The 19,392-nt window shown below is 44.9% G+C and carries 21 protein-coding genes; 10 read left to right on the forward strand and 11 right to left on the reverse strand.

All coding sequences use genetic code 11. The features are described 5' to 3' along the window. Positions 1 to 13 precede the first annotated feature (13 nt). Genes dapE through AACT42_RS08310 form a run of 3 tightly spaced genes read left to right on the forward strand, consistent with a single transcriptional unit; the run spans position 14 to position 2,015 of the window. Positions 14 to 1,147 carry a succinyl-diaminopimelate desuccinylase gene (gene dapE, locus AACT42_RS08300; RefSeq protein WP_094131611.1) on the forward strand — a complete coding sequence of 378 codons (1,134 nt, stop codon included), beginning with the start codon at positions 14 to 16 and terminating at the stop codon, positions 1,145 to 1,147. Between the two features lie 3 nt (positions 1,148 to 1,150). Continuing rightward, positions 1,151 to 1,834 carry a M15 family metallopeptidase gene (locus AACT42_RS08305; RefSeq protein WP_094131612.1) on the forward strand — a complete coding sequence of 228 codons (684 nt, stop codon included), beginning with the start codon at positions 1,151 to 1,153 and terminating at the stop codon, positions 1,832 to 1,834. A 1-nt stretch (position 1,835) separates the two neighbouring features. After that, complete coding sequence (locus tag AACT42_RS08310; RefSeq protein WP_170906945.1) at positions 1,836 to 2,015, forward strand: DUF2897 family protein; 180 nt, start codon at positions 1,836 to 1,838, stop codon at positions 2,013 to 2,015. A gap of 43 nt (positions 2,016 to 2,058) precedes the next feature. Here the strand turns inward: AACT42_RS08310 and bamC are convergent, their stop codons facing one another. Next, complete coding sequence (gene bamC / locus AACT42_RS08315; RefSeq protein ID WP_094131613.1) at positions 2,059 to 3,078, reverse strand: outer membrane protein assembly factor BamC; 1,020 nt, start codon at positions 3,076 to 3,078, stop codon at positions 2,059 to 2,061. A 51-nt stretch (positions 3,079 to 3,129) separates the two neighbouring features. Next, positions 3,130 to 4,008 carry a 4-hydroxy-tetrahydrodipicolinate synthase gene (gene dapA, locus AACT42_RS08320; RefSeq protein ID WP_094131614.1) on the reverse strand — a complete coding sequence of 293 codons (879 nt, stop codon included), beginning with the start codon at positions 4,006 to 4,008 and terminating at the stop codon, positions 3,130 to 3,132. A gap of 282 nt (positions 4,009 to 4,290) precedes the next feature. On the opposite strand from dapA, the gene AACT42_RS08325 reads away from it, so the two are divergent. After that, positions 4,291 to 4,833, forward strand: coding sequence for a glycine cleavage system protein R (locus AACT42_RS08325; protein ID WP_017042763.1), 543 nt, complete (start codon positions 4,291 to 4,293; stop codon positions 4,831 to 4,833). 13 nt (positions 4,834 to 4,846) lie between these two features. Continuing rightward, the gene (gene bcp / locus AACT42_RS08330; protein ID WP_013856283.1) at positions 4,847 to 5,314 is read left to right on the forward strand and encodes a thioredoxin-dependent thiol peroxidase; all 468 of its coding nucleotides are present in this window, start codon (positions 4,847 to 4,849) and stop codon (positions 5,312 to 5,314) included. A gap of 50 nt (positions 5,315 to 5,364) precedes the next feature. Here the strand turns inward: bcp and tnpA are convergent, their stop codons facing one another. The 4 genes from tnpA to AACT42_RS08350 all read right to left on the reverse strand — a co-directional run bounded on the left by tnpA (position 5,365) and on the right by AACT42_RS08350 (position 9,323). Continuing rightward, complete coding sequence (tnpA, locus tag AACT42_RS08335) at positions 5,365 to 5,748, reverse strand: IS200/IS605 family transposase (RefSeq protein ID WP_094183107.1); 384 nt, start codon at positions 5,746 to 5,748, stop codon at positions 5,365 to 5,367. Positions 5,749 to 5,932: 184 nt separating this feature from the next. Then, entirely contained in the window at positions 5,933 to 7,804 is a 1,872-nt protein-coding gene (locus AACT42_RS08340) for a methyl-accepting chemotaxis protein (RefSeq protein ID WP_017048845.1), read from the reverse strand. Positions 7,805 to 8,018: 214 nt separating this feature from the next. Continuing rightward, positions 8,019 to 9,095, reverse strand: a complete 1,077-nt coding sequence (locus AACT42_RS08345) for an AI-2E family transporter (protein WP_017042765.1) — start codon at positions 9,093 to 9,095, stop codon at positions 8,019 to 8,021. After that, positions 9,096 to 9,323 (reverse strand): sulfurtransferase TusA family protein, encoded by a 228-nt coding sequence (locus AACT42_RS08350; protein WP_017042766.1) that lies wholly within the window; start codon positions 9,321 to 9,323, stop codon positions 9,096 to 9,098. A 194-nt stretch (positions 9,324 to 9,517) separates the two neighbouring features. Here AACT42_RS08350 and AACT42_RS08355 point away from each other — a divergent pair, with 194 nt between their 5' ends. The 4 genes from AACT42_RS08355 to AACT42_RS08370 are packed head-to-tail and all read left to right on the forward strand — an operon-like array spanning position 9,518 to position 12,352. After that, positions 9,518 to 10,975, forward strand: coding sequence for a beta-barrel assembly-enhancing protease (locus tag AACT42_RS08355; RefSeq protein ID WP_094127681.1), 1,458 nt, complete (start codon positions 9,518 to 9,520; stop codon positions 10,973 to 10,975). A gap of 23 nt (positions 10,976 to 10,998) precedes the next feature. Then, positions 10,999 to 11,349, forward strand: a complete 351-nt coding sequence (gene arsC, locus AACT42_RS08360) for an arsenate reductase (glutaredoxin) (protein WP_017042768.1) — start codon at positions 10,999 to 11,001, stop codon at positions 11,347 to 11,349. Then, on the forward strand, positions 11,346 to 11,918 hold the full coding sequence (wrbA, locus tag AACT42_RS08365) for an NAD(P)H:quinone oxidoreductase (protein ID WP_013856276.1): 573 nt from the start codon (positions 11,346 to 11,348) through the stop codon (positions 11,916 to 11,918). The genes arsC and wrbA overlap by 4 nt, the downstream gene beginning before the upstream one ends. A gap of 8 nt (positions 11,919 to 11,926) precedes the next feature. Next, complete coding sequence (locus AACT42_RS08370; RefSeq protein WP_026028353.1) at positions 11,927 to 12,352, forward strand: DUF2069 domain-containing protein; 426 nt, start codon at positions 11,927 to 11,929, stop codon at positions 12,350 to 12,352. Positions 12,353 to 12,453: 101 nt separating this feature from the next. Here AACT42_RS08370 and AACT42_RS08375 read toward each other — a convergent pair whose 3' ends face one another. After that, entirely contained in the window at positions 12,454 to 13,599 is a 1,146-nt protein-coding gene (locus AACT42_RS08375) for a DUF2066 domain-containing protein (protein ID WP_026029006.1), read from the reverse strand. A 189-nt stretch (positions 13,600 to 13,788) separates the two neighbouring features. On the opposite strand from AACT42_RS08375, the gene AACT42_RS08380 reads away from it, so the two are divergent. Next, positions 13,789 to 15,048 (forward strand): uracil-xanthine permease family protein, encoded by a 1,260-nt coding sequence (locus AACT42_RS08380; protein WP_010320498.1) that lies wholly within the window; start codon positions 13,789 to 13,791, stop codon positions 15,046 to 15,048. Positions 15,049 to 15,093: 45 nt separating this feature from the next. Here the strand turns inward: AACT42_RS08380 and ybaK are convergent, their stop codons facing one another. From ybaK to AACT42_RS08400, 4 genes are all read right to left on the reverse strand, one after another. Next, positions 15,094 to 15,570, reverse strand: a complete 477-nt coding sequence (ybaK, locus tag AACT42_RS08385) for a Cys-tRNA(Pro) deacylase (protein ID WP_026027304.1) — start codon at positions 15,568 to 15,570, stop codon at positions 15,094 to 15,096. Positions 15,571 to 15,676: 106 nt separating this feature from the next. Continuing rightward, the gene (gene ushA, locus AACT42_RS08390; RefSeq protein WP_094132092.1) at positions 15,677 to 17,338 is read right to left on the reverse strand and encodes a bifunctional UDP-sugar hydrolase/5'-nucleotidase UshA; all 1,662 of its coding nucleotides are present in this window, start codon (positions 17,336 to 17,338) and stop codon (positions 15,677 to 15,679) included. A 360-nt stretch (positions 17,339 to 17,698) separates the two neighbouring features. Further along, the gene (gene kdsA / locus AACT42_RS08395) at positions 17,699 to 18,550 is read right to left on the reverse strand and encodes a 3-deoxy-8-phosphooctulonate synthase (RefSeq protein WP_094132093.1); all 852 of its coding nucleotides are present in this window, start codon (positions 18,548 to 18,550) and stop codon (positions 17,699 to 17,701) included. Positions 18,551 to 18,572: 22 nt separating this feature from the next. Next, positions 18,573 to 19,382: a SirB1 family protein gene (locus AACT42_RS08400; RefSeq protein WP_017047863.1), complete on the reverse strand. Its 810-nt coding sequence runs from the start codon at positions 19,380 to 19,382 to the stop codon at positions 18,573 to 18,575. Between the last annotated feature and the right edge of the window lie 10 nt (positions 19,383 to 19,392).

A 19,392-nucleotide genomic window follows, 5' to 3' on the forward strand; every position in this document is an offset into this window, starting at 1 on the left:
AAGGATTTCAAGGATGACAGACAGCCCTGTACTGGCGCTCGCAAAAGATCTCATTAGTCGCCAATCAGTAACTCCTGAGGATGCAGGTTGCCAAGACCTCATGATTAAACGCTTACAAGCACTAGGGTTTGAAGTGGAAACAATGGTCTTTGAAGATACCACTAATTTTTGGGCTCGCCGCGGCACCCAATCGCCTCTTTTTGCCTTTGCTGGCCATACGGATGTGGTTCCCGCGGGTCCTTTAGCGCAGTGGCATACAGCGCCGTTTGAACCGACTGTAATTGATGGTTATTTGCATGGGCGCGGGGCGGCAGATATGAAAGGCTCTCTTGCTTGCATGGTTGTCGCTGTCGAGCGCTTTATTGAACAGCACCCTAACCATCAAGGTTCGATTGCCTTTTTGATCACTTCAGATGAAGAAGGGCCATTCATCAATGGCACCACTCGCGTAGTCGATACGTTAATGGCGCGTAATGAGCCAATTGATATGTGTATCGTCGGTGAGCCATCGAGCACATTAAGTGTGGGTGATGTGATAAAAAATGGCCGTCGAGGCTCAATTACAGGCGATCTACAGATAAAAGGGATTCAAGGACACGTTGCTTATCCTCACCTTGCTAATAACCCGATTCACCAAGCCTTGCCTGCGTTAGCCGAACTTGCGGCAATAAAATGGGATGAAGGGAACGCTTATTTCCCACCGACCAGCTTCCAAATTCCAAACTTGCAAGCTGGCACGGGAGCATCAAACGTCATCCCTGGTGAGTTTGACGTGCAGTTTAACTTCCGTTTCAGTACCGAGTTAACCGATGAAGAGATCAAGCGCCGCGTGCATTCTATCTTAGATGCCCATGGATTGGATTATGAATTGCGCTGGACGTTAAGCGGCCAACCTTTCTTGACCGATACGGGCTCATTACTGACTGCCGTCGTTAAAGCCGTCGATGAGGTGAACCACAAATCCCCAGAGCTATTGACGACAGGGGGCACATCTGATGGACGCTTTATTGCCCAGATGGGCTCACAAGTGGTCGAACTTGGTCCTGTTAACGCGACAATTCATAAAGTTAACGAGTGCGTTAAGATTGCCGATTTAGAGAAACTAACGGATATGTACCAAAAAACCCTAGAGAATTTATTGGTGTAACCCATGACTCCAGAGCAGTTGACCGGACAAACCGACTCCCATTTAACATCAGTGCTGATTGGGCAGAAATCTTTCTTGGTTCACCCCGGGGTGAACCAAGATTTGCTCGATCTAAAGCAAGCAGCTGACGACGCTGGGTTTGATTTCCATATCGCCAGTGGGTTTCGTGATTTTGAACGCCAGTTGAACATCTGGAATCGGAAAATGTCAGGGCAAGCCGAATTACTTGATAATAACAGTCAACCGGTAAACCCTGCTCAGTTAAGCGAAGAACAAAAGATATTCACGATTTTGCGCTGGTCAGCGCTGCCCGGTAGCAGCCGCCACCATTGGGGGTGTGACTTTGATGTTTTTGATCGCAAAGCATTACCGACAGGTGTCATGCTCAAGCTTGAACCGTGGGAATATCTCTCAGGCCACCAAGCTCCTTTTTACCAATGGATGAAGGAGCATTTACCTAAGTTTGGTTTTTTCTTCCCCTACCAAGGAAAGAAAGGCGGTGTTGCGTTTGAACCTTGGCATATTAGCCACAAAACAGCGGCTAAAGACTGTCTTGACCTGTTGACGCCAAGCGTATTGGCGACACAGCTTGAAAACATGCCGCTCCTAGGTATGTCGACGGTACAAGAGAACTTAGATCGGATCTACACTCAGTACATTGTTAACATCAGCCAACCGGAGTCCTGATATGGAATTCATTACCAACCCTTGGGTTATCACTATTGTAATCTTAGCGGTGTTTATCGGTAATATTGCCGCGCTGAAATACACGGCTAACATGAAATTTGGCTTGAAAGGAAAGAAGAGTGATCTGGATAAACTCAACGAACTTGATAAGCACGAAGACTCAGATTCAGAGCAAAAATAAAGGGACTTTCGTCCCTTTATTTTTCATGGATTCGTCATCACAATTACTGACGCTCGGCAATCGCCGACAGTACAGGCACCATATCTTTCAATAGCTCCTCTTCCACCGGTTTGCCAGCTGAATTAGTCACGTTGATCGAGGTACGGTTACCTAGATCACCTAATAAGAAGGTGTAAGTTCCACTTTTCAGCGAGATAGGTTTCACGCCAATGTCTTGCCAAAAGGCGTCATCTGGCGCGGAGTATTTCGCTTTTATTGTACCTTGAGATTGGTTGCGCTCTTCGAGCGTAAAACCGAACTGCGGCATAAGATTAGGCAAACGTTGCCACAGAACATCGTAAGGGGTACGAGCAATAATTACAGGGAAACCACTACGGTCACTGCCCATCGTAATGGGGATCTGTTTAACCAACTGTTGAGCTTTACGTGCTGCTTCTTGACGTAGATCGGTATCGTAACGAGCCGTGACCAAATTGGTCATGAACGCATTATAACGCTCTTTATTGGTGGCACTCACTGGTATCTCTTTGCCACCTTCACGCCAACCAGTCAATGAAATCTTAAAGCCAAAACGATTATTCGCCATCACCCGTGAGATTTGGTAGCGGCTACCAATCTCAACTTCTTCATCTTCGGAAACCCAAGTCACCCAATCAGTATCAATCTGGTTTTCACTTTGTGCAGCGATACCAATATTTCGCTCTTTAAGCATGGCTAACGCAGTTTGCCACACCTTGTCGGCTTCATCTTGCTTGATCATCCATAATGTCACTTCGCCATTTTGGCGCTCGGCACGCGCACCAGGGATCAATTCTAAGACTTGTTGAGGAGGACGAATATCCACAGTACGGCCAATGCCACCTTGGAAGTCACCTTCAGGGATCTGGTAATTAGGGTAAAACTGCGGAGTGGCTCCTTCAGGAAGTTGCCACTCTTTTAGAGCCGGGGTTTCTAAATAAGCAAAATCATCTTTTGCTTGGCGACGCTGAGAAGCGTTACCAGCACATGCGCTTAAAACAAAAACAGCTAGTGAACTGATAACTAGCTGATGAGTAAATTTCATTCAAACTCCTAGACTGCCGAGGAAAAAGCCTCGGCACAATATTGAATCGATTTAGAAGATACAAGCTTCGGTCATGGCTTGGGCAACCGTTGAACGTACAGGTTCAGACAGTTCAGTCAAAGGTAGACGTAGATCACCATTTGTAATCAATCCCATTTTGTGAGCAGCCCATTTCACTGGGATCGGGCTCGACTCAACAAACAGACCTTTATGCAAAGGCATTAAACGTTGATTAATAAGCTCAGCCTCGTCGAATCGGCCTTCTAATGCTAAGTGCATCATCTGCGCCATATCTTTAGCGGCAATATTATTCGTCACCGAAATAACACCTTGTCCACCTAATTTAACGAACTCCAAACCCGTCGCGTCATCGCCACTTAATAAAATAAAGTCTTTTCCACAAAGCTCACGATGCAGAGCCACTCGGCCCAAATCACCTGTTGCATCTTTCAAAGCGACAATCGTTTTAATTTCAGCAAGGCGAGCGACCGTTTCAGGACGCAAATCCACCGCTGTACGGCCTGGTACATTATAGAGAATCTGAGGGATATCAGTCTCTTGAGAAATTGCTTTGTAGTGTTGAAATAAACCTTCTTGGGTTGGTTTATTGTAATAAGGAGTCACACTTAAACAGCCAGCAATACCTGTGTTATTTAATAAACGGCTAAACGTTACCGCCTCATGAGTAGCATTCGCACCCGTTCCCGCAATCACAGGAATACGTCCTTCGGCAAACTCGACGGTTTTTGCGACAACTTTGACATGCTCTTCAACGGTTAGCGTGGCAGATTCACCCGTTGTTCCGACGGCAACAATGGCGTCAGTTCCGGCTGTCACGTGAAAGTCCACCAGCTTCTTCAAACTAACAAAATCAACCTCACCATCATGATTAAACGGTGTAATGAGCGCTACGATACTTCCTGAAAACATGTCCATCTCCCTAATTTGTTACTTTCTGCATGGTACTGTAAGGCGATTGAAAAACACAAGGGATTAAATTCGCTTAATCAGCCCATTTGGATGAATATTTATCAGATGTTAGAGGTTTAACAAACAACATCAATTAAGGGCAAACTTTATAGCGGATCTGAATATGTCGATGTCAACAACACGTTATTTTCAAGACGGAGTTCTTAAAAAGCTATTCCACCACCGTTCCTCTATAATTTAACTGTGATAACATGCCCAAAACGATAAAAGTGAAGCGATATTATGACTCAGCATCTAGTGATCACTGCTGTAGGGACAGACCGCCCTGGTATCTGTAATGAAGTGGTACGTTTAGTTACGCAATCAGGCTGCAATATCATCGATAGCCGAATTGCTTTGTTTGGCAAAGAGTTCACGCTCATCATGCTGGTCTCTGGCAATACAAACCACATCACCCGAGTAGAGACAACCTTACCTTTATTAGGCCAACAACATGATCTCATCACCATCATGAAACGTACATCACCTCATGATTATCAAGATAATGCCTATACGGTTGAAGTGTTTGTTGAGTCTGAAGACAAAATTGGCCTAACAGAGAAATTCACTCAATTTTTTGCCAATCGTAATATTGGTATGGCTTCACTGAGTGCGCAGACGATTCATAAATCAAAGTTACGCCTTGATCACGACCAATTTCATATTGCCATTACCGCCAGTGTCGATTCAGGGTGTAACTTAATGCAACTACAAGAAGAATTTGACAGTTTATGCAAGACACTGGATGTACAAGGTTCTCTTAACTTTATAAAAAACAGTCAATAAAAAAGGAAGAATAATGAAAACGCTTACTGCAGGCACGCCAGCACCTGCTTTTTCACTTTTAGATCAAGATGGAAATACCGTTTCCCTTGCTGATTTCTCAGGGAAAAAGGTGTTGTTCTACTTTTATCCTAAAGCCATGACACCAGGTTGTACTGTTCAGGCTCAAGGCCTTCGAGATGTAAAAGCAGAACTCGATGCTCACAACGTAGTGGTACTCGGAGTCAGCACCGATCCCGTGAAGCGTTTAGGAAAGTTCATTGAACGTGATCACTTAAACTTTACTTTATTATCCGATGAAGACCACGTGGTTGCTGAGCAGTTCGGCGTATGGGGTGAGAAGAAGTTCATGGGCAAAGTTTATGATGGTCTACACCGGATTAGCTTTTTAATTAACGAGCAAGGTATCATTGAACAGGTTTTTGATAAATTCAAAACCAAAGATCACCATGAAGTGGTACTTGATTATCTAAACGCCCAATAATCAAAGCTCGACTGAAGTAAAAATCCGCCTTCTTAGAAGGCGGCTTTGGTTTATAGCCCCCTATAAGGGGGCATCCCTGCACTGCTAGTTNCTGTGTCAACAAAGTATCCCCTTGCCCAAAAATGATTACCCCACAGTTTCTTTCTTATATGTGGGAACTTGTTAAACAAGCGGATTGCTGAACGCCCTTTCAATACTCCCATCAACGTTGATATCGAAACTTTTGGTGGAACTATCACAACCAAGTGAACGTGATCCGGCTGAACATTTAATTCCAAAACTTCACAATCTTTCATATTGCACAAAATATAGATTGAGCGATAAAGCTCCTTACCTACATTCCCTTTCAAGATCTTAAATCTGTATTTCGGAGTCCAAACTATATGGTATTTGCAACGCCAATATACATGTGATGAACTTCTATAATCGCCCATGTTTTTAGTTTCCTCTTACTTGTGGTGAATAAGAGGTTTACTTCTAGCATGGGCACTCCTTCGGGCAATAGCCCCAAGGTTCAATCACCACCGCCCAAGGCGGTGGTTTAGGGATGACAATAAAAAATGCCAGTTCTTAATACTGGCATTTTTGTAACACGGCTAATCAAAAGTTGATGTGTAATTACACAATGAACTTATTGAGCAGAGCATCTTGCTCACGAACGTTTTCCGTTTGAACCTGCATTGCGATATTGGCTTCTTCAGCAGATTGTGCCACTTGCGTCGACAAATCTTTAATCTTCACTGTATTGGTGTTGATCTCTTCAGCCACAAGGCTTTGCTCTTCTGCCGCAGATGCAATTTGGATATTCATGTCCGAAATCACTTGTATCGCATCACGAATACGGTTCAATGCCGAATTTGCCGTTTTCGCTTTATTCACCGCATCAACAGCCGTCGTTTTACTTTCATTCATAGCCGAAGAGACGGAACTTGCCCCTGCTTGTAATTGCTCAATCATACTGCGAATTTCGGTGGTCGATTGCTGAGTGCGCTGAGCTAGTGTACGCACTTCATCTGCAACAACGGCAAAACCACGGCCAGATTCACCCGCTCGAGCCGCTTCAATCGCCGCGTTTAAGGCAAGCAAGTTAGTTTGATCAGCAATGTCATTAATTACTTTCAAAATAGTTTCAATATTTGCCGTCGCGGACTCTAACCCTTTAACCTCTTCCACCGCTTGATCAATGCGGGCCGATAAATTGTCGATCGACAATGTCGTTTCACTGACCACACTGGAACCATCTTGCGTTGCTTCATCGGCTTCTTTCGCCGCTGCTGCTGCACCTTGCGCATTATTGGCAACTTCTGTCGATGTCACTGCCATTTCGTGCATTGCAGTTGCTAGTTGCTCTAACTCTTGTAACTGGGTGCGCATCGCTTCTGCTGACTCATGAGCACCTTGCACCGTGAGCTCTGTGCCACGCATGATCTCTTCACCAATCGCTTTTGATTGCGTGATCTGCTTTTGCAGCGTCTCAGTAAAGGTATTAAACCCTGATGCGAGTTGAGCAAACTCTTGGTCCGTATTGGTATCCAAGCGTTTGGTTAAATCCCCCTGCCCTGAGGCGACATCTTGAATCGCTTCATTGAGCACACCTAATGGGCGCATTAACACCTTAATCAGTAGCGTCAAGCCAATCACACTCAACACAAGCCCAATTAACGTATAGATAATAGAGCTATTGCGTAATACGCCAATCGCATTGAAGGCGATGGATTCATCAACAATCGCACCGATGTACCAGTTCTCACTTGGAATATGAGTGAAGCTGACGAGATAACGGGTACCATCAATTTCAATCTGTTGGTCCCCCTCTTTCAGAGTCACTTGTGGTAAATAAGTCGATAACTTCTCACCATTATTTTTGGTATCAGGGTGGGCAATCGTCGCTCCATCACCTGAAACAATAAAGAGGTAACCCGCATCGAATAAATTAATAGAGTTCACCAATTCAGCTAAACCCGTCAATTCCATATCGTAGAACATGGCACCAGAGAATCGACCTTGATCGTAAATAGGCGTACCAATAGAAATGATCACATTTTTGGTAGAAATATCGACATACGGCGCTGTAACGATAAGTTTTTTCGATGCTTTAGCATCCACAAACCAAGGGCGCTTGCGAGGATCGTAGTCACCGCTTGGTTCCCAACCGTCATCATTCTCCACCACTTTACCATCGGATTCATACCCTAACCCTATGGCTAAAAAGCTTTTTTTCAATTTCGGCTTTTCAAGAATATTTTTAACGTAATCCCGGTTGAGCGGATCAAGCTCAATCACTTCAGTCGTCGATTGAGCCAAGGTTTTTTTACTTTCCATTTCAGAAACAATGGTGTTTTTGACCCCAGCTTCCATTTCACTCAGACTTTTTGTAACTAGGGATTCTATTTCCGAGCGAACAATGCTCAGTTGCTGAATGGAAATAAGCGAGACGGTAACAAGCAGAAGTGCAGAAGAAGCTGCAACTATTTTTTGGCTAAACTTCATAAGTATCCCTCATTGATGCCAAATTAATTATCATTGTTGTGGTTATAGTTAGTTATCGCCAAGTTACAAAAAATCTATAGCTTTTTTACACATCCACTTAGTTCAGTCTAATCAATATTTACTATTTGGCAAAAAAAAAGCCCAAAACGATTACGGTTTAGGCTTCCTTAGAGATTCTGTTTACTCTCTATTTTTTATTTATAATTCAGTGATTTTAGGGTGATTCAGCCTCAACAACAGGTTCATCAGTGCTGGGCAAAGCATGCCATACTGCTTTTACTAGAGTGGCAAGAGGAATTGCAAAAAATACGCCCCAAAACCCCCATAGCCCACCAAAGACTAACACCGCGACAATGATAGCAACGGGATGTAGATTAACGGCTTCAGAAAATAGAACGGGAACCAATACGTTGCCATCCAAAGCTTGGATGATGCCATAAGCAATTAATAATGTGTAAAACGGCGGAGTCATGCCCCATTGGAAGAGACCGACGATGGCAACTGGCACCGTCACAGCGGCCGCGCCAATATAAGGGATCAAAACCGATAGACCCACAGCCACAGCAAGCAACACCGAATAGCGTAAATCAAGAATGGCGAAAGTGACGTAACTGATACTACCAACAATCAGTATTTCTAACACTTTTCCACGGATGTAGTTTGAGATTTGTTGGTTCATCTCTTGCCATACTTTAGCCGCGAGTTTACGGTTACGTGGCAATAACCCACTGGTCATTCGCAGCATTTCATTCTTATCTTTTAATAAAAAGAAGACCAGCAACGGCACTAAAATGAGATAGACACCCAAGGTGGCCAAACTCACAAGAGAAGCAAGTGACCCTTTAACGACACTTTCCCCCATACCTAAAGCCTGGTTCTTCGCATTGCTTATCACCGACTCAACAATCTGTAAGTTATCGAGTTCAGGGTAACGTTCAGGAATACTCAAAATGAAGCTTTGCAATCCTGCATACATGTTAGGAATGTCATTGATTAAATTACCAACCTGTTTCCAAATGGTTGGTACTAAACCAAAGATAGCCAGCAGCATCAAACCGACAAACAGCAAAATCACCAAAATTACGGAAACGGACCTAGGAAGCCCAAAACGGCGCAATTGCATTACTGGCCACTCAAGTAAATACGCCAGCACAATGGCCACAAGCAGCGGCGCAATCAAATGGCCGAAGAAATATATCGTTACAAAACCAAAAAACAGAATAGCAACCAGACTAACGGCATGAGGATCAGAAAAGCGTCTTTGATACCAACGAGTTACCATTTCAAACATTTAATCGAGTTCCTTAATTACTTTTAGCCAAAAATAGCCGGGTGACGTGTTCCACTGGCAACGAAAGCCATGAGCAGACAAATATTTTTCTATATCCTGTCCTGAGCTGACGTCGTTAAGCCAAATGTCTAATACCTCACCCAAAACCAATTGAACAGTGTGACGCTTCGCAAGTAATAAAGCCATCGGACAACGCTGCTGGCGTAAATCCAGAATATTTGGTTCCATTCTTCTGCTCAATGCTTAATATAGGCCTGCCATTGTATCGAGTTTTGACTGGCATGCCAGTGTTTATCGATACTCAAACACCGGCTGGCTTACTCTTCTCTCTCTACAATTTTTGGCCGCTATTTTGAGTTGGAAACCAATTCACACATTCAATGTCATACAGACAAGAAGATCACGGAATATCACTGACAAATATGAAGTTTAAACGCGCTCGATCCTTACTTTGCCTCTGTATTACTGTGGCGATAAACGCCCCTTCCTTGAGCTATGCCGACACCATAGAGCTACCGGACATTGGGACAGTAGCAGGTTCGACCTTGACGATTGATCAAGAGCTTATTTATGGTGATGCTTATATGCGCATGCTGCGTAACAGCCAGCCTATCGTCAATGATCCGGTGATCAACGAGTACATCGATAGCCTAGGGCATAAATTGGTTGCCAATGCCAACGATGTAAAAACGCCGTTCACCTTTTTTATGATCCGCGATCGCAATATCAATGCGTTTGCCTTCTTTGGCGGTTATGTTGCGTTGCACTCTGGGTTGTTTTTGCATGCACAAACAGAAAGCGAACTCGCTTCGGTTCTTTCGCACGAAATTGCCCACGTCACGCAGCGCCATTTAGCACGCAGTATGGAAGATCAAGCCAGACGCTCACCAGCAACAATCGCCGCATTGGCAGGCTCTTTGTTATTGGCCATTGCGGCACCTGAAGTGGGCATTGCCGCCATTACCGCCACCACCGCAGGCAGTATGCAAAGCCAAATAAACTATACGCGCAGTAATGAAAAAGAGGCTGACCGATTTGGTATTGCAACGCTAGCCAAAGCGGGGTTTGATGCCCAAGCCATGCCAAGGTTTTTTGGCCGCCTCGCTGATGAATATCGTTACGCTAGTAAACCGCCACCGATGTTACTAACCCATCCGCTGCCAGAAGATCGTATTACCGACAGCCGTGAGCGTGCCCAACACTACCCGCCTATGCGCCTTCAACCTTCGTTGGATTACCATTTAGCACGCTCGCGAATTGTTGCTCGCTATGCTGGGATTGATAATGAAGCCGCTCTTGATTGGTTTAAGCGTGCGGAGAAAAAAGAGGGTGCGGCTCTCGCGCCAGCCTTCCAATATGGCAAAGCCTTGGTTTATCTCGATAGCAAGCAATTTGATAAATCAGAGGCGATTTTATCAAAGCTGGTTGCACAAGACCCAACAAACAATTTCTATCTTGATGCGATGGCCGATCTCGATATCGCTCTAAATCAAGCGGCCAAAGCCCAAACCTTGCTCGAAAAGGCGCTTAAACAGAAACCGAACAATCCAACCTTAACAATTAACTACGCCAACAGCTTGTTAAAACAAGATAAATTGTCTGATGCCATTCGGGTATTGCAGCGCTACACCCATGACAACCCTAATGATACCAACGGCTGGCATTTGCTATCAGAAGCGAATATCGGCATTGGCAATAGCCAAGAAGATCTCGCCGCGCGAGCGGAGCTTTTAGCGCTCAAAGCTAATTGGAATAAAGCGATTCAATATTACACTCAAGCAAGTCAACTCGCCGAACTTGGCAGCTTAGAACAAGCTCGCTACGATGCACGCATTGACCAATTGATGGTGCAACGAGACCGATTCTTATCACTCCAATAATCACAATACAACGAGGAGAAGTTATGTCAGTCGTGATTTATCACAACCCTAAATGCTCAAAAAGTCGTGAAACTCTGGCACTGCTAGAAGACCGCCAGTTAAAGCCACAGATCATCAAATATTTAGACCAAGCCCCAACCATCGAACAGTTGAAAACCTTGTACGCTCAACTCGGGCTACAACAGGTTCGTGATATGATGCGCACCAAAGAAGATCTCTATAAAGAACTTGGCCTAAGTGATGATGCACTTACTGATGATCAGCTATTTTCAGCCATGGCCGCGCACCCTAAGTTGATTGAGCGTCCCATTGTTGTCGCCAATGGTAAAGCGCGCCACGGTCGTCCACCAGAGCAAGTACTTGAGATTTTATGAGTATTAAAGTCGTCGTACTTTATTACAGTAGGCACGGTTCAACGCAAGCACTGGCACGACAAATCGCACGCGGAATTGAAGCACAAGGCGCGACAGCGCTCTTGCGCACCGTTCCGGCGCTAGACAATCATGCAGAGCAAACGACCGATCCCTACCTGACTCTGGATGAGTTAAAGCAATGTGATGGTTTGGCTTTTGGCAGCCCAGTCTGGTTTGGCAATATGGCCGCGCCACTGAAGCACTTTTGGGACCAAACGACCCCTCTATGGATTAGCGGCGCATTAATTGATAAACCCGCTTGCGTGTTTACTTCTTCATCCTCTTTGCATGGCGGCCAAGAGAGTACGCAACAGAGTATGATGCTGCCACTGATGCATCATGGCATGCTAATCGTTGGCATCCCTTATTCAGAGCCTACACTGCATACCACAACCTCTGGAGGCACGCCATATGGTGCAAGCCATGTCGCAACACACTCGCCACAACTCACTACGCACGAAAGTGAACTGGCTAAAAATTTAGGAAAACGGCTGGCAATGCTAGCCAGCCGATTAAAGGACAGATTATGACGGCAGAAATGATGCCAAACACCAAGCAGTACCGATGGCTAGCTTTACTGAGTAACTTATCCCTAATTATATGGGTGGTTTTATGGCAATTCTCGCTCTCTCCTCACCCTCATCTTAATCATGTTGCATTGGCCATTGCATGGGTTATCCCACTGCTTTTACCATTACCGGGAATTTTGGCCGGAAAACCCTACACTCACGCCTGGGCCAACTTTGTTTTAATGCTCTACTTTCTACACGCGTTAACGCTGATTTATGTTGATGGAGGGGAGCGCTGGTTAGCAGTAGTAGAACTGCTACTGACATTTGCCGCTTTTGTCGGTAATACATTGTATGCTCGCCATCGCGGTAAAGAGCTCGGACTGAAACTCAAGCGTCTATCTGAAGTAGAAAAACAAGAGAAAGCCAATTTTACCCACGATAATCAACCATAGAGTCAATCCATGACAGGATTGCCTATTCTTCTCATACAAAAAGAGCCCTGATGGGCTCTTTTTGATTATCTCAGCATTTGTTCAAGAGGTGACTGAGTACTTTACGCTTGCCACTCAAAAGAGAGCACTCGCTTCACTGGTTCAGTGATGGCCTGAGATAATGACGGTTCAGGTGTGACTTGCAAAGAGCCTGACTCCACAGCAGAATCATCAACCTCTGCTGCTGGGGTAAGCTGTGTTGGCACACTCTCTGGCTGTGGGTCATCAATTTTAGCGACTTTGCCCATGCGCAGCACTTCTTGCTCAAACTCGGACTCTGAAGCCAACAAATGCACTTCGAAAGTGATTTCCTCACCTTGAATCTTGAGAATGTCCAAAGAAGCAACAGAGCTTAAGCGCTTCAACTTATTCTCCAAGGTAAAGAAATCCATTGCATCATCAATCGGGCTAAAACGAGCAAGCAGCGAAGAAGAGGATTCACTGGCCACGATAACCGAGCTCTTTCTTGCATAGTAATCACTCAATTGATCGACCATTTGTTCAATGGCATCGTCACCAGACGCTTGACCAGACAGTGGCGCTTTCGTGGCTTGTGCCATTTGAGCGGCGGGTTGATCATACAAACTCCAACGCACACCATTACTTTGCACTCTGACCACCAATACAGCATCGGTTGGATAACGTTGGCTAGCCATGCTGATAGGCTGTACGAAACCGCCCCACAAATCCGATACTTCCACACCGGTAATATCATCAAAATCACCCACAGGCACTGTGATAGGCAAACCGCGAGTTTGAGTCGCGCCTTTAAGCTGTTTTAACATACTCGTGTCAGAATGCTCCCAAGCGATACTGCGGTCATAACCTGACTCTTCAATCAACCAGACTAAAACATTAGCTCGGTTTTCAGGCCAAAATGGTAATTGAGCTTGAGTTAATAATGTGCGGATATGCGGTGCGCTAAACCCCATGACAATCGAAGATTGCGCCCCATTTTGACCATAACTGATTTGCGCTAAATATTGCGAATTCTGCCTTAAGGCTTTTTTAATCACCTCATTGTTCACCGCATTCCTATCACCCGAAGCTCGAACAATCACTTCGCTCATCCCTTTGATACGAGCATTCGCGTCGGCATTGTCTTGCTGTTGATCAATCACGACTTCGGTATGGTATAAGTCGACCTTGGTTAAGGCATAAGCAGGGAGAGTGAGTAAGCTCATCACCAACATAGCTAAATAGCGCATACTGTTCCTATGATCTGTTTTGTGAACGTCGATGATAAGCAACTATCCGGTCCGCGGCAAGGAATCCACGGCAGAGTTCGGTGATAATTTCATCAACATTTGTGACTTTATTTGATCTAGTTTCAATGGCAATCGTTTGCAAAAGTGATAGAATCCCGCGAATTTTTATTTTGCTTCAGGGAAATCATGATGAAAAATGCCATCCAAGGCGCACAGATGCTCTTCGTCGCATTTGGTGCGCTGGTTCTTGTCCCACTGTTAACTGGGCTTGATCCTAACGTTGCACTATTTGGCGCCGGTGTCGGTACCCTTTTATTCCAACTTATTACTCGCCGCTCTGTCCCCATCTTTCTTGCTTCTTCTTTTGCCTTTATTGCACCGATTATGTTTGGCATCCAAACTTGGGGCGTTGCCTCGACGATGGGCGGTTTAGTGGCCGCTGGTTTTGTCTACATACTACTGGGAGCGATCATCAAAGTCCGTGGCGTAGAAATCATCCACAAAATTTTACCTCCTGTCGTGGTTGGCCCGGTGATCATGGTGATTGGCTTAGGCCTTGCGCCTGTTGCTGTAAACATGGCGCTAGGTAAAACTGGAGATGGTTCGGTACAACTGATTAGCTCAGATGTAGCGATGTGGATCTCTTGCGTTTCACTGTTAACCACCATCACGATTAGCGTTTTTGCCAAAGGTTTTCTCAAACTGTTGCCGATCTGCGGCGGTATTTTTGCAGGCTATCTTTTGGGCCTCTATTTTGGTGTAGTGGATTTTACTCCTGTTACGCAAGCGGCTTGGCTGTCAATGCCGAACTTCACTTTCCCTGAATTCAACATCAACGCGATCTTGTTCATGATCCCGGTTGCAATTGCTCCGGCAGTCGAACACGTGGGCGATATGCTCGCGATCTCAAACGTCACTGGAAAAGATTACATCAAGAAACCTGGGCTACATCGCACCATTGCGGGTGACGGTGTTGCCACCATCGCAGCCTCGATGCTGGGTGCGCCACCAAACACTACGTACAGCGAAGTGACGGGTGCCGTAATGCTGACGAAAGCCTTTAATCCAGTAATCATGACTTGGGCTGCGATCACCGCGATTGTATTAGCATTGGTTGGTAAGCTGGGCGCGCTACTACAAACCATTCCAATTCCCGTAATGGGCGGCATTATGATTTTGCTGTTCGGTTCAATTGCAACGGTTGGCCTAAACACACTGATTAAAAATCATGTCGATCTTCACAAGTCTCGTAACTTAGTGATTGTGGCAGTGACATTAGTGTTTGGTATCGGCGGCATGGCCTTTGGTATCGGAGAGTTTAGCCTACAAGGTGTCAGCTTATGCGGTATCGTAGCCATTATTCTAAACTTGATCCTTCCTAATGACTTAGGAGAAAACCATGTGGTGGATAACGCCCAGATGGAAGAAGAGATCAAACTGAAGAACTAATTTTGCCAGTCAATCCGGCCTCAATCGAGGCCGGATTTTCATTCTCTATTCTTGACACAATTCAACAAACTCACCTCGCGTTAATAACGCAAGATCGCTCGGTGCCAATTCAATCTCTAAACCGCGCTTACCTGCACTGACACAGATGGTCGATTGATCTTCTGCGCTGAGATGAATGAAGGTCGGTAGTGCTTTTTTCTGCCCAAGTGGGCTAATGCCGCCGACCACATAACCTGTGGTTTTTTGCGCTATGTCTGGATTAGCCATTTCCGCTTTTTTCGACTTAGCCGCTTTGGCCGCACGCTTTAAGTTTAATTTTTGATCAACAGGAATAATCGCGACAGCGAGATTTTTCGGCTCGCCATTTAAGCAAAACAGCAGTGTTTTAAACACTTTTTTCGGATCTTGTCCCAAAACCTCAGCCGCTTCTAAACCATAACTGCTGTGATTAGGATCATGTTGATATTGATGGAGAGTGTGAGGAATTTTTTTCTTTTTCGCCAAATCAATCGCAGGTGTCATCGTGCTTATCTCAAAGTAACCGTTAGTGCCAATAAAAAAGCGATGCCTAAGCACCGCCTTTAGTTAAAATGATTGCTCACAATGAGTCAAACTCTTTATCGAGCTATCACTTATAGACAATTTCGCCTGCTGGTGCATATTGGTTCACATCAATTGGACTGTGTGCTTCGAGGTAATCTTTTAATACTTCCGCGTCCACAAACCCCGTATTCACATAACCTGGATGATCGGAGATTTTTGGATAACCATCACCACCTGCTGCATTGTAGCTAGGCACGGTGAAGCGATACGTTTCGTCCAAACGGAGCTGCTTATCACCAATAAAGACGTTCGATACCTTACCATTGGCCACTGTCATCGAAATCCCCGCGAATTGTACATAAGCGCCAGAATCAACAGGTTTGGTCGCCACTTCATTGAGGTAATCCAACACTTCAGCCCCGGTCATATCGGTATAAGTGAGAATATTGGCAAAAGGTTGTACTTTGAGCACATCTTTATAAGTGATTTTTCCTGCATCAATCGAATCACGCACGCCGCCAGAATTCATCACCGCAAAGTCGGCTTTTGCGCGTTCCATATGAGAAAGTGCAATCAAACGACCTAAATTGGTTTGTTGGAAACGCACAACGTTGCGATCCCCTTCTAACTTGCCATTACTTTGTGCAATGACCACATTCAGTTTCGCTTGGCCTTGTTCTTGATATGGACGCAAGAAGCTAAGCATTTCTGGATCTTCAGCGATTTGATCTTGAATCAGTACGCGCTTACTCTCGCCATTCACTTTCACTTTTTTCTTCAGGTTTACGGGGATCAGGTTGTAGCTCACCATGTTCAGTTCACCATTACGGAATTCGTAATCCGCACGGCCAACATACTTACCCCATTCATGCGCTTGCACTATGTAAGTACCGTTTTGCATATCAGGCTTACATTCATCTCCCGGATGGAAGTTTTTCTTCACCACATTAGGGCCTTCCATGCAGACAGGCTCTTGCGAGTGGCCGCCGACGATCATATCGAGAGAACCTTCATCCAAGTATCGTGCAAGCGCAACATCACCCGGTGCATTCACACCACGTTGGCCATTTTCATAATGGCCCATGTGGGTAACGGCAAAAATAAGGTCCGGCTTTTCCGTTTTCTCAATTTCTGCGATCAGTTTTTTCGCTTCTTCTTTTGGATCTCTAAACTCAATACCACCAATATATTCAGGGTTGCCGATTTTAGCGGTATCTTCAGTCGTTAAACCGATAACCGCTATTTTGACGCCCTGTTTATCAAACATTTGGTAGGCTTGGAATAGACGTTTTCCGGTCGCTTTATCGTAAATGTTGGCCGACAGCATTGGGAAATTCGCCCACTCTTTTTGCTTAAACAGCACTTCGAGCGGGTTATCGAATTCATGGTTACCTAACGCCATCGCATCATAACCAATCTTGCTCATGCCTTTAAAATCAGGCTCTGCATCTTGCAGATCAGATTCAGGAACTCCGGTATTAATATCGCCACCAGAAAGAAGCAGTACGCTGCCGCCTTCTGCTTCAATATCAGAGCGAAGATCATCGATCAGCGTTTTACGTGCCGCCATACCATACTCGCCATATTTGTTTTGCCAGAAACGACCGTGGTGGTCATTAGTGTGTAACACGGTGAGTTTATAAGTCGTATCTTCTTTCCACTCATGAGTGGGTTGAGTTGCGCAACCCATAAGGGCTGTAAGAATAGCCGCGCTGAGCGCTGTTTTTAGAATAAGACGTTGTTTCATTATCATACCTTTGAACTTGAAAAATCCACTGCTTGTGAGGGGGAGGTCATGGTCAACGTTGCAAACACAAAATCAAGCCATACCGATAAACTTGACCCAGTTTAAATTAACATCTCAAAGGTGACAGATTGATTTCATATTTATGTAGAATTGATCACTATAAAATCAATTCAAAAATGTAACGGTTGCCACAGGTTACACGTGAAATTTTAATGGATCACAGGCAATCGTTTTCTTTCCTAAACACGAAAAAATAAGGAAAAGTGAGCACTTAGACAAGATAAACAAGTTTGGGAAACATTCGATAAAATTTGACCACCTTGCGGTGGCCAAATTATAAGTGGTAGATCCAACAAAAAATCAGCGGATATCGATATGAGCAAAGCTCTTGATCAAATCATCTAACGCTTTCATTTGTGCAAGGAAAGGTTCAAGTTTATCCAAAGGCAGTGCCGATGGACCATCGCAACGCGCTTTATCTGGGTTTGGATGCGCTTCAATAAAAAGGCCCGCAATCCCGGCAGCAAGACCTGATTTTGCTAACTCAACTGTCTGTTCACGACGCCCACCAGAAGCTGCGCCAGAAGGGTCGCGCATTTGCAGTGAATGGGTCACATCAAAAATAATTGGGCTGCCGTTTGATACTTTTTTCATCACACCAAAACCCAACATATCAACGACCAGATTATCATAGCCATGGCAAGCACCACGTTCACACAAAATCACTTTGTCGTTGCCGCACTCTGCAAATTTTTCCACGATATTGCCCACTTGACCAGGGCTCATAAATTGTGGTTTTTTCACGTTGATCACTGCACCTGTTTTCGCCATCGCTTCGACAAGGTCAGTTTGACGAGCAAGAAACGCTGGCAGTTGAATCACATCAACCACCTCAGACACAGGCTGAGCTTGAGCTTCTGTGTGCACGTCAGTGATGATTTTGACGCCAAAGGTATCTTTTAGCTCTTGGAAAATTTTCATTCCCTCTTCCAAGCCGGGGCCACGATAAGAGTGAACAGAGCTGCGGTTGGCTTTATCAAAAGAAGCTTTAAACACATAAGGGATACCGAGTTTATCGGTCACTTTCACGTAATGCTCACAGATTTGCATCGCTAAATCACGGGATTCAAGGACGTTCATTCCAGCAAACAGAGTAAACGGTTTGTCGTTAGCAACGGGAATATCACCCACGTGGACGATTTTTTGTTCCATTTTATTCTCTCTCATTTAGCGGTTAATGCAGCGTAATAGCTTCAAAGCTTAATGCATTAACTTGATTTTTTAATAACTCAGCCGCCGGATCATTCGGACAATGATCAATAAAGTATTGATAATCGGATAAGGCAATTTGGTGACAATCCAGTTGCTGATAGATAAAGCCGCGATCGCGGATCTCATACGGATCATCAGGAACAAAAGTCAGCGCTAAATCAGTACAACGCAGCGCTAAGGTATAACGCTCTTCTCTTAATAGTGCGCTCTTTAGTAGTGCCAGCCAACGACCGATCACCGTCGGATTATCTGTCACTTCCAAATGACTCGATTTCAGCTTAGACAAGACCCCTTTATGCCCAACTAACCACGCTTGTAGTATATGTAATGAGACGGTTTCACCAGTAAAAGGGTTAATATAAATCGGTGATTCATCGCACCAATGCAACTGCAATAAAAACTGTGTGGGAAAGGTAATACCTTGTAAAGGAAAGCCTAGCTTGCGCGCAAAATAGAGCAACAGCGCACCTAAACTGACGGGAATACCTTTGCGGTGCTGCAATACTTTATCGATGAAGGCATTACGTGAATCAAAATAAGCCTCTCTGTCACCGCGAAAACCCCATTGTTGGTAAAACAGATGCAACAACGCTTCAAAACGCTGTTTTTCATCCTGTTCATCAGCTAACTCGTGTTTTGCTTGTGTAAGCAAACGGGCCAACTCTTGGCGTGCCCATTCATCCTCAGTTTCAGGATTGACGGCCTTGTTTAAGATCAGCGCCCCTTCCACCAATTCCATTGCATCAAAATCTTCATCGAACCATTCAAACATAATGCCGCTC

This window comes from Vibrio sp. V15_P4S5T153, assembly GCF_963874485.1.
In the GTDB taxonomy this organism is placed as follows: Bacteria; Pseudomonadota; Gammaproteobacteria; order Enterobacterales; family Vibrionaceae; genus Vibrio; species Vibrio anguillarum.

What these genes read in the sequence shown, in the direction of transcription:
- dapE (WP_094131611.1), top strand. Translation starts at nt 14, where the DNA reads ATGACAGACAGCCCTGTACTGGCGCTCGCAAAAGATCTCATTAGTCGC.
- AACT42_RS08305 (WP_094131612.1), top strand. Translation starts at nt 1,151, where the DNA reads ATGACTCCAGAGCAGTTGACCGGACAAACCGACTCCCATTTAACATCA.
- AACT42_RS08310 (WP_170906945.1), top strand. Translation starts at nt 1,836, where the DNA reads ATGGAATTCATTACCAACCCTTGGGTTATCACTATTGTAATCTTAGCG.
- bamC (WP_094131613.1), bottom strand. Translation starts at nt 3,078, where the DNA reads ATGAAATTTACTCATCAGCTAGTTATCAGTTCACTAGCTGTTTTTGTT.
- dapA (WP_094131614.1), bottom strand. Translation starts at nt 4,008, where the DNA reads ATGTTTTCAGGAAGTATCGTAGCGCTCATTACACCGTTTAATCATGAT.
- AACT42_RS08325 (WP_017042763.1), top strand. Translation starts at nt 4,291, where the DNA reads ATGACTCAGCATCTAGTGATCACTGCTGTAGGGACAGACCGCCCTGGT.
- bcp (WP_013856283.1), top strand. Translation starts at nt 4,847, where the DNA reads ATGAAAACGCTTACTGCAGGCACGCCAGCACCTGCTTTTTCACTTTTA.
- AACT42_RS08340 (WP_017048845.1), bottom strand. Translation starts at nt 7,804, where the DNA reads ATGAAGTTTAGCCAAAAAATAGTTGCAGCTTCTTCTGCACTTCTGCTT.
- AACT42_RS08345 (WP_017042765.1), bottom strand. Translation starts at nt 9,095, where the DNA reads ATGTTTGAAATGGTAACTCGTTGGTATCAAAGACGCTTTTCTGATCCT.
- AACT42_RS08350 (WP_017042766.1), bottom strand. Translation starts at nt 9,323, where the DNA reads ATGGAACCAAATATTCTGGATTTACGCCAGCAGCGTTGTCCGATGGCT.
- AACT42_RS08355 (WP_094127681.1), top strand. Translation starts at nt 9,518, where the DNA reads ATGAAGTTTAAACGCGCTCGATCCTTACTTTGCCTCTGTATTACTGTG.
- arsC (WP_017042768.1), top strand. Translation starts at nt 10,999, where the DNA reads ATGTCAGTCGTGATTTATCACAACCCTAAATGCTCAAAAAGTCGTGAA.
- wrbA (WP_013856276.1), top strand. Translation starts at nt 11,346, where the DNA reads ATGAGTATTAAAGTCGTCGTACTTTATTACAGTAGGCACGGTTCAACG.
- AACT42_RS08370 (WP_026028353.1), top strand. Translation starts at nt 11,927, where the DNA reads ATGATGCCAAACACCAAGCAGTACCGATGGCTAGCTTTACTGAGTAAC.
- AACT42_RS08375 (WP_026029006.1), bottom strand. Translation starts at nt 13,599, where the DNA reads ATGCGCTATTTAGCTATGTTGGTGATGAGCTTACTCACTCTCCCTGCT.
- AACT42_RS08380 (WP_010320498.1), top strand. Translation starts at nt 13,789, where the DNA reads ATGAAAAATGCCATCCAAGGCGCACAGATGCTCTTCGTCGCATTTGGT.
- ybaK (WP_026027304.1), bottom strand. Translation starts at nt 15,570, where the DNA reads ATGACACCTGCGATTGATTTGGCGAAAAAGAAAAAAATTCCTCACACT.
- ushA (WP_094132092.1), bottom strand. Translation starts at nt 17,338, where the DNA reads ATGAAACAACGTCTTATTCTAAAAACAGCGCTCAGCGCGGCTATTCTT.
- kdsA (WP_094132093.1), bottom strand. Translation starts at nt 18,550, where the DNA reads ATGGAACAAAAAATCGTCCACGTGGGTGATATTCCCGTTGCTAACGAC.
- AACT42_RS08400 (WP_017047863.1), bottom strand. Translation starts at nt 19,382, where the DNA reads ATGTTTGAATGGTTCGATGAAGATTTTGATGCAATGGAATTGGTGGAA.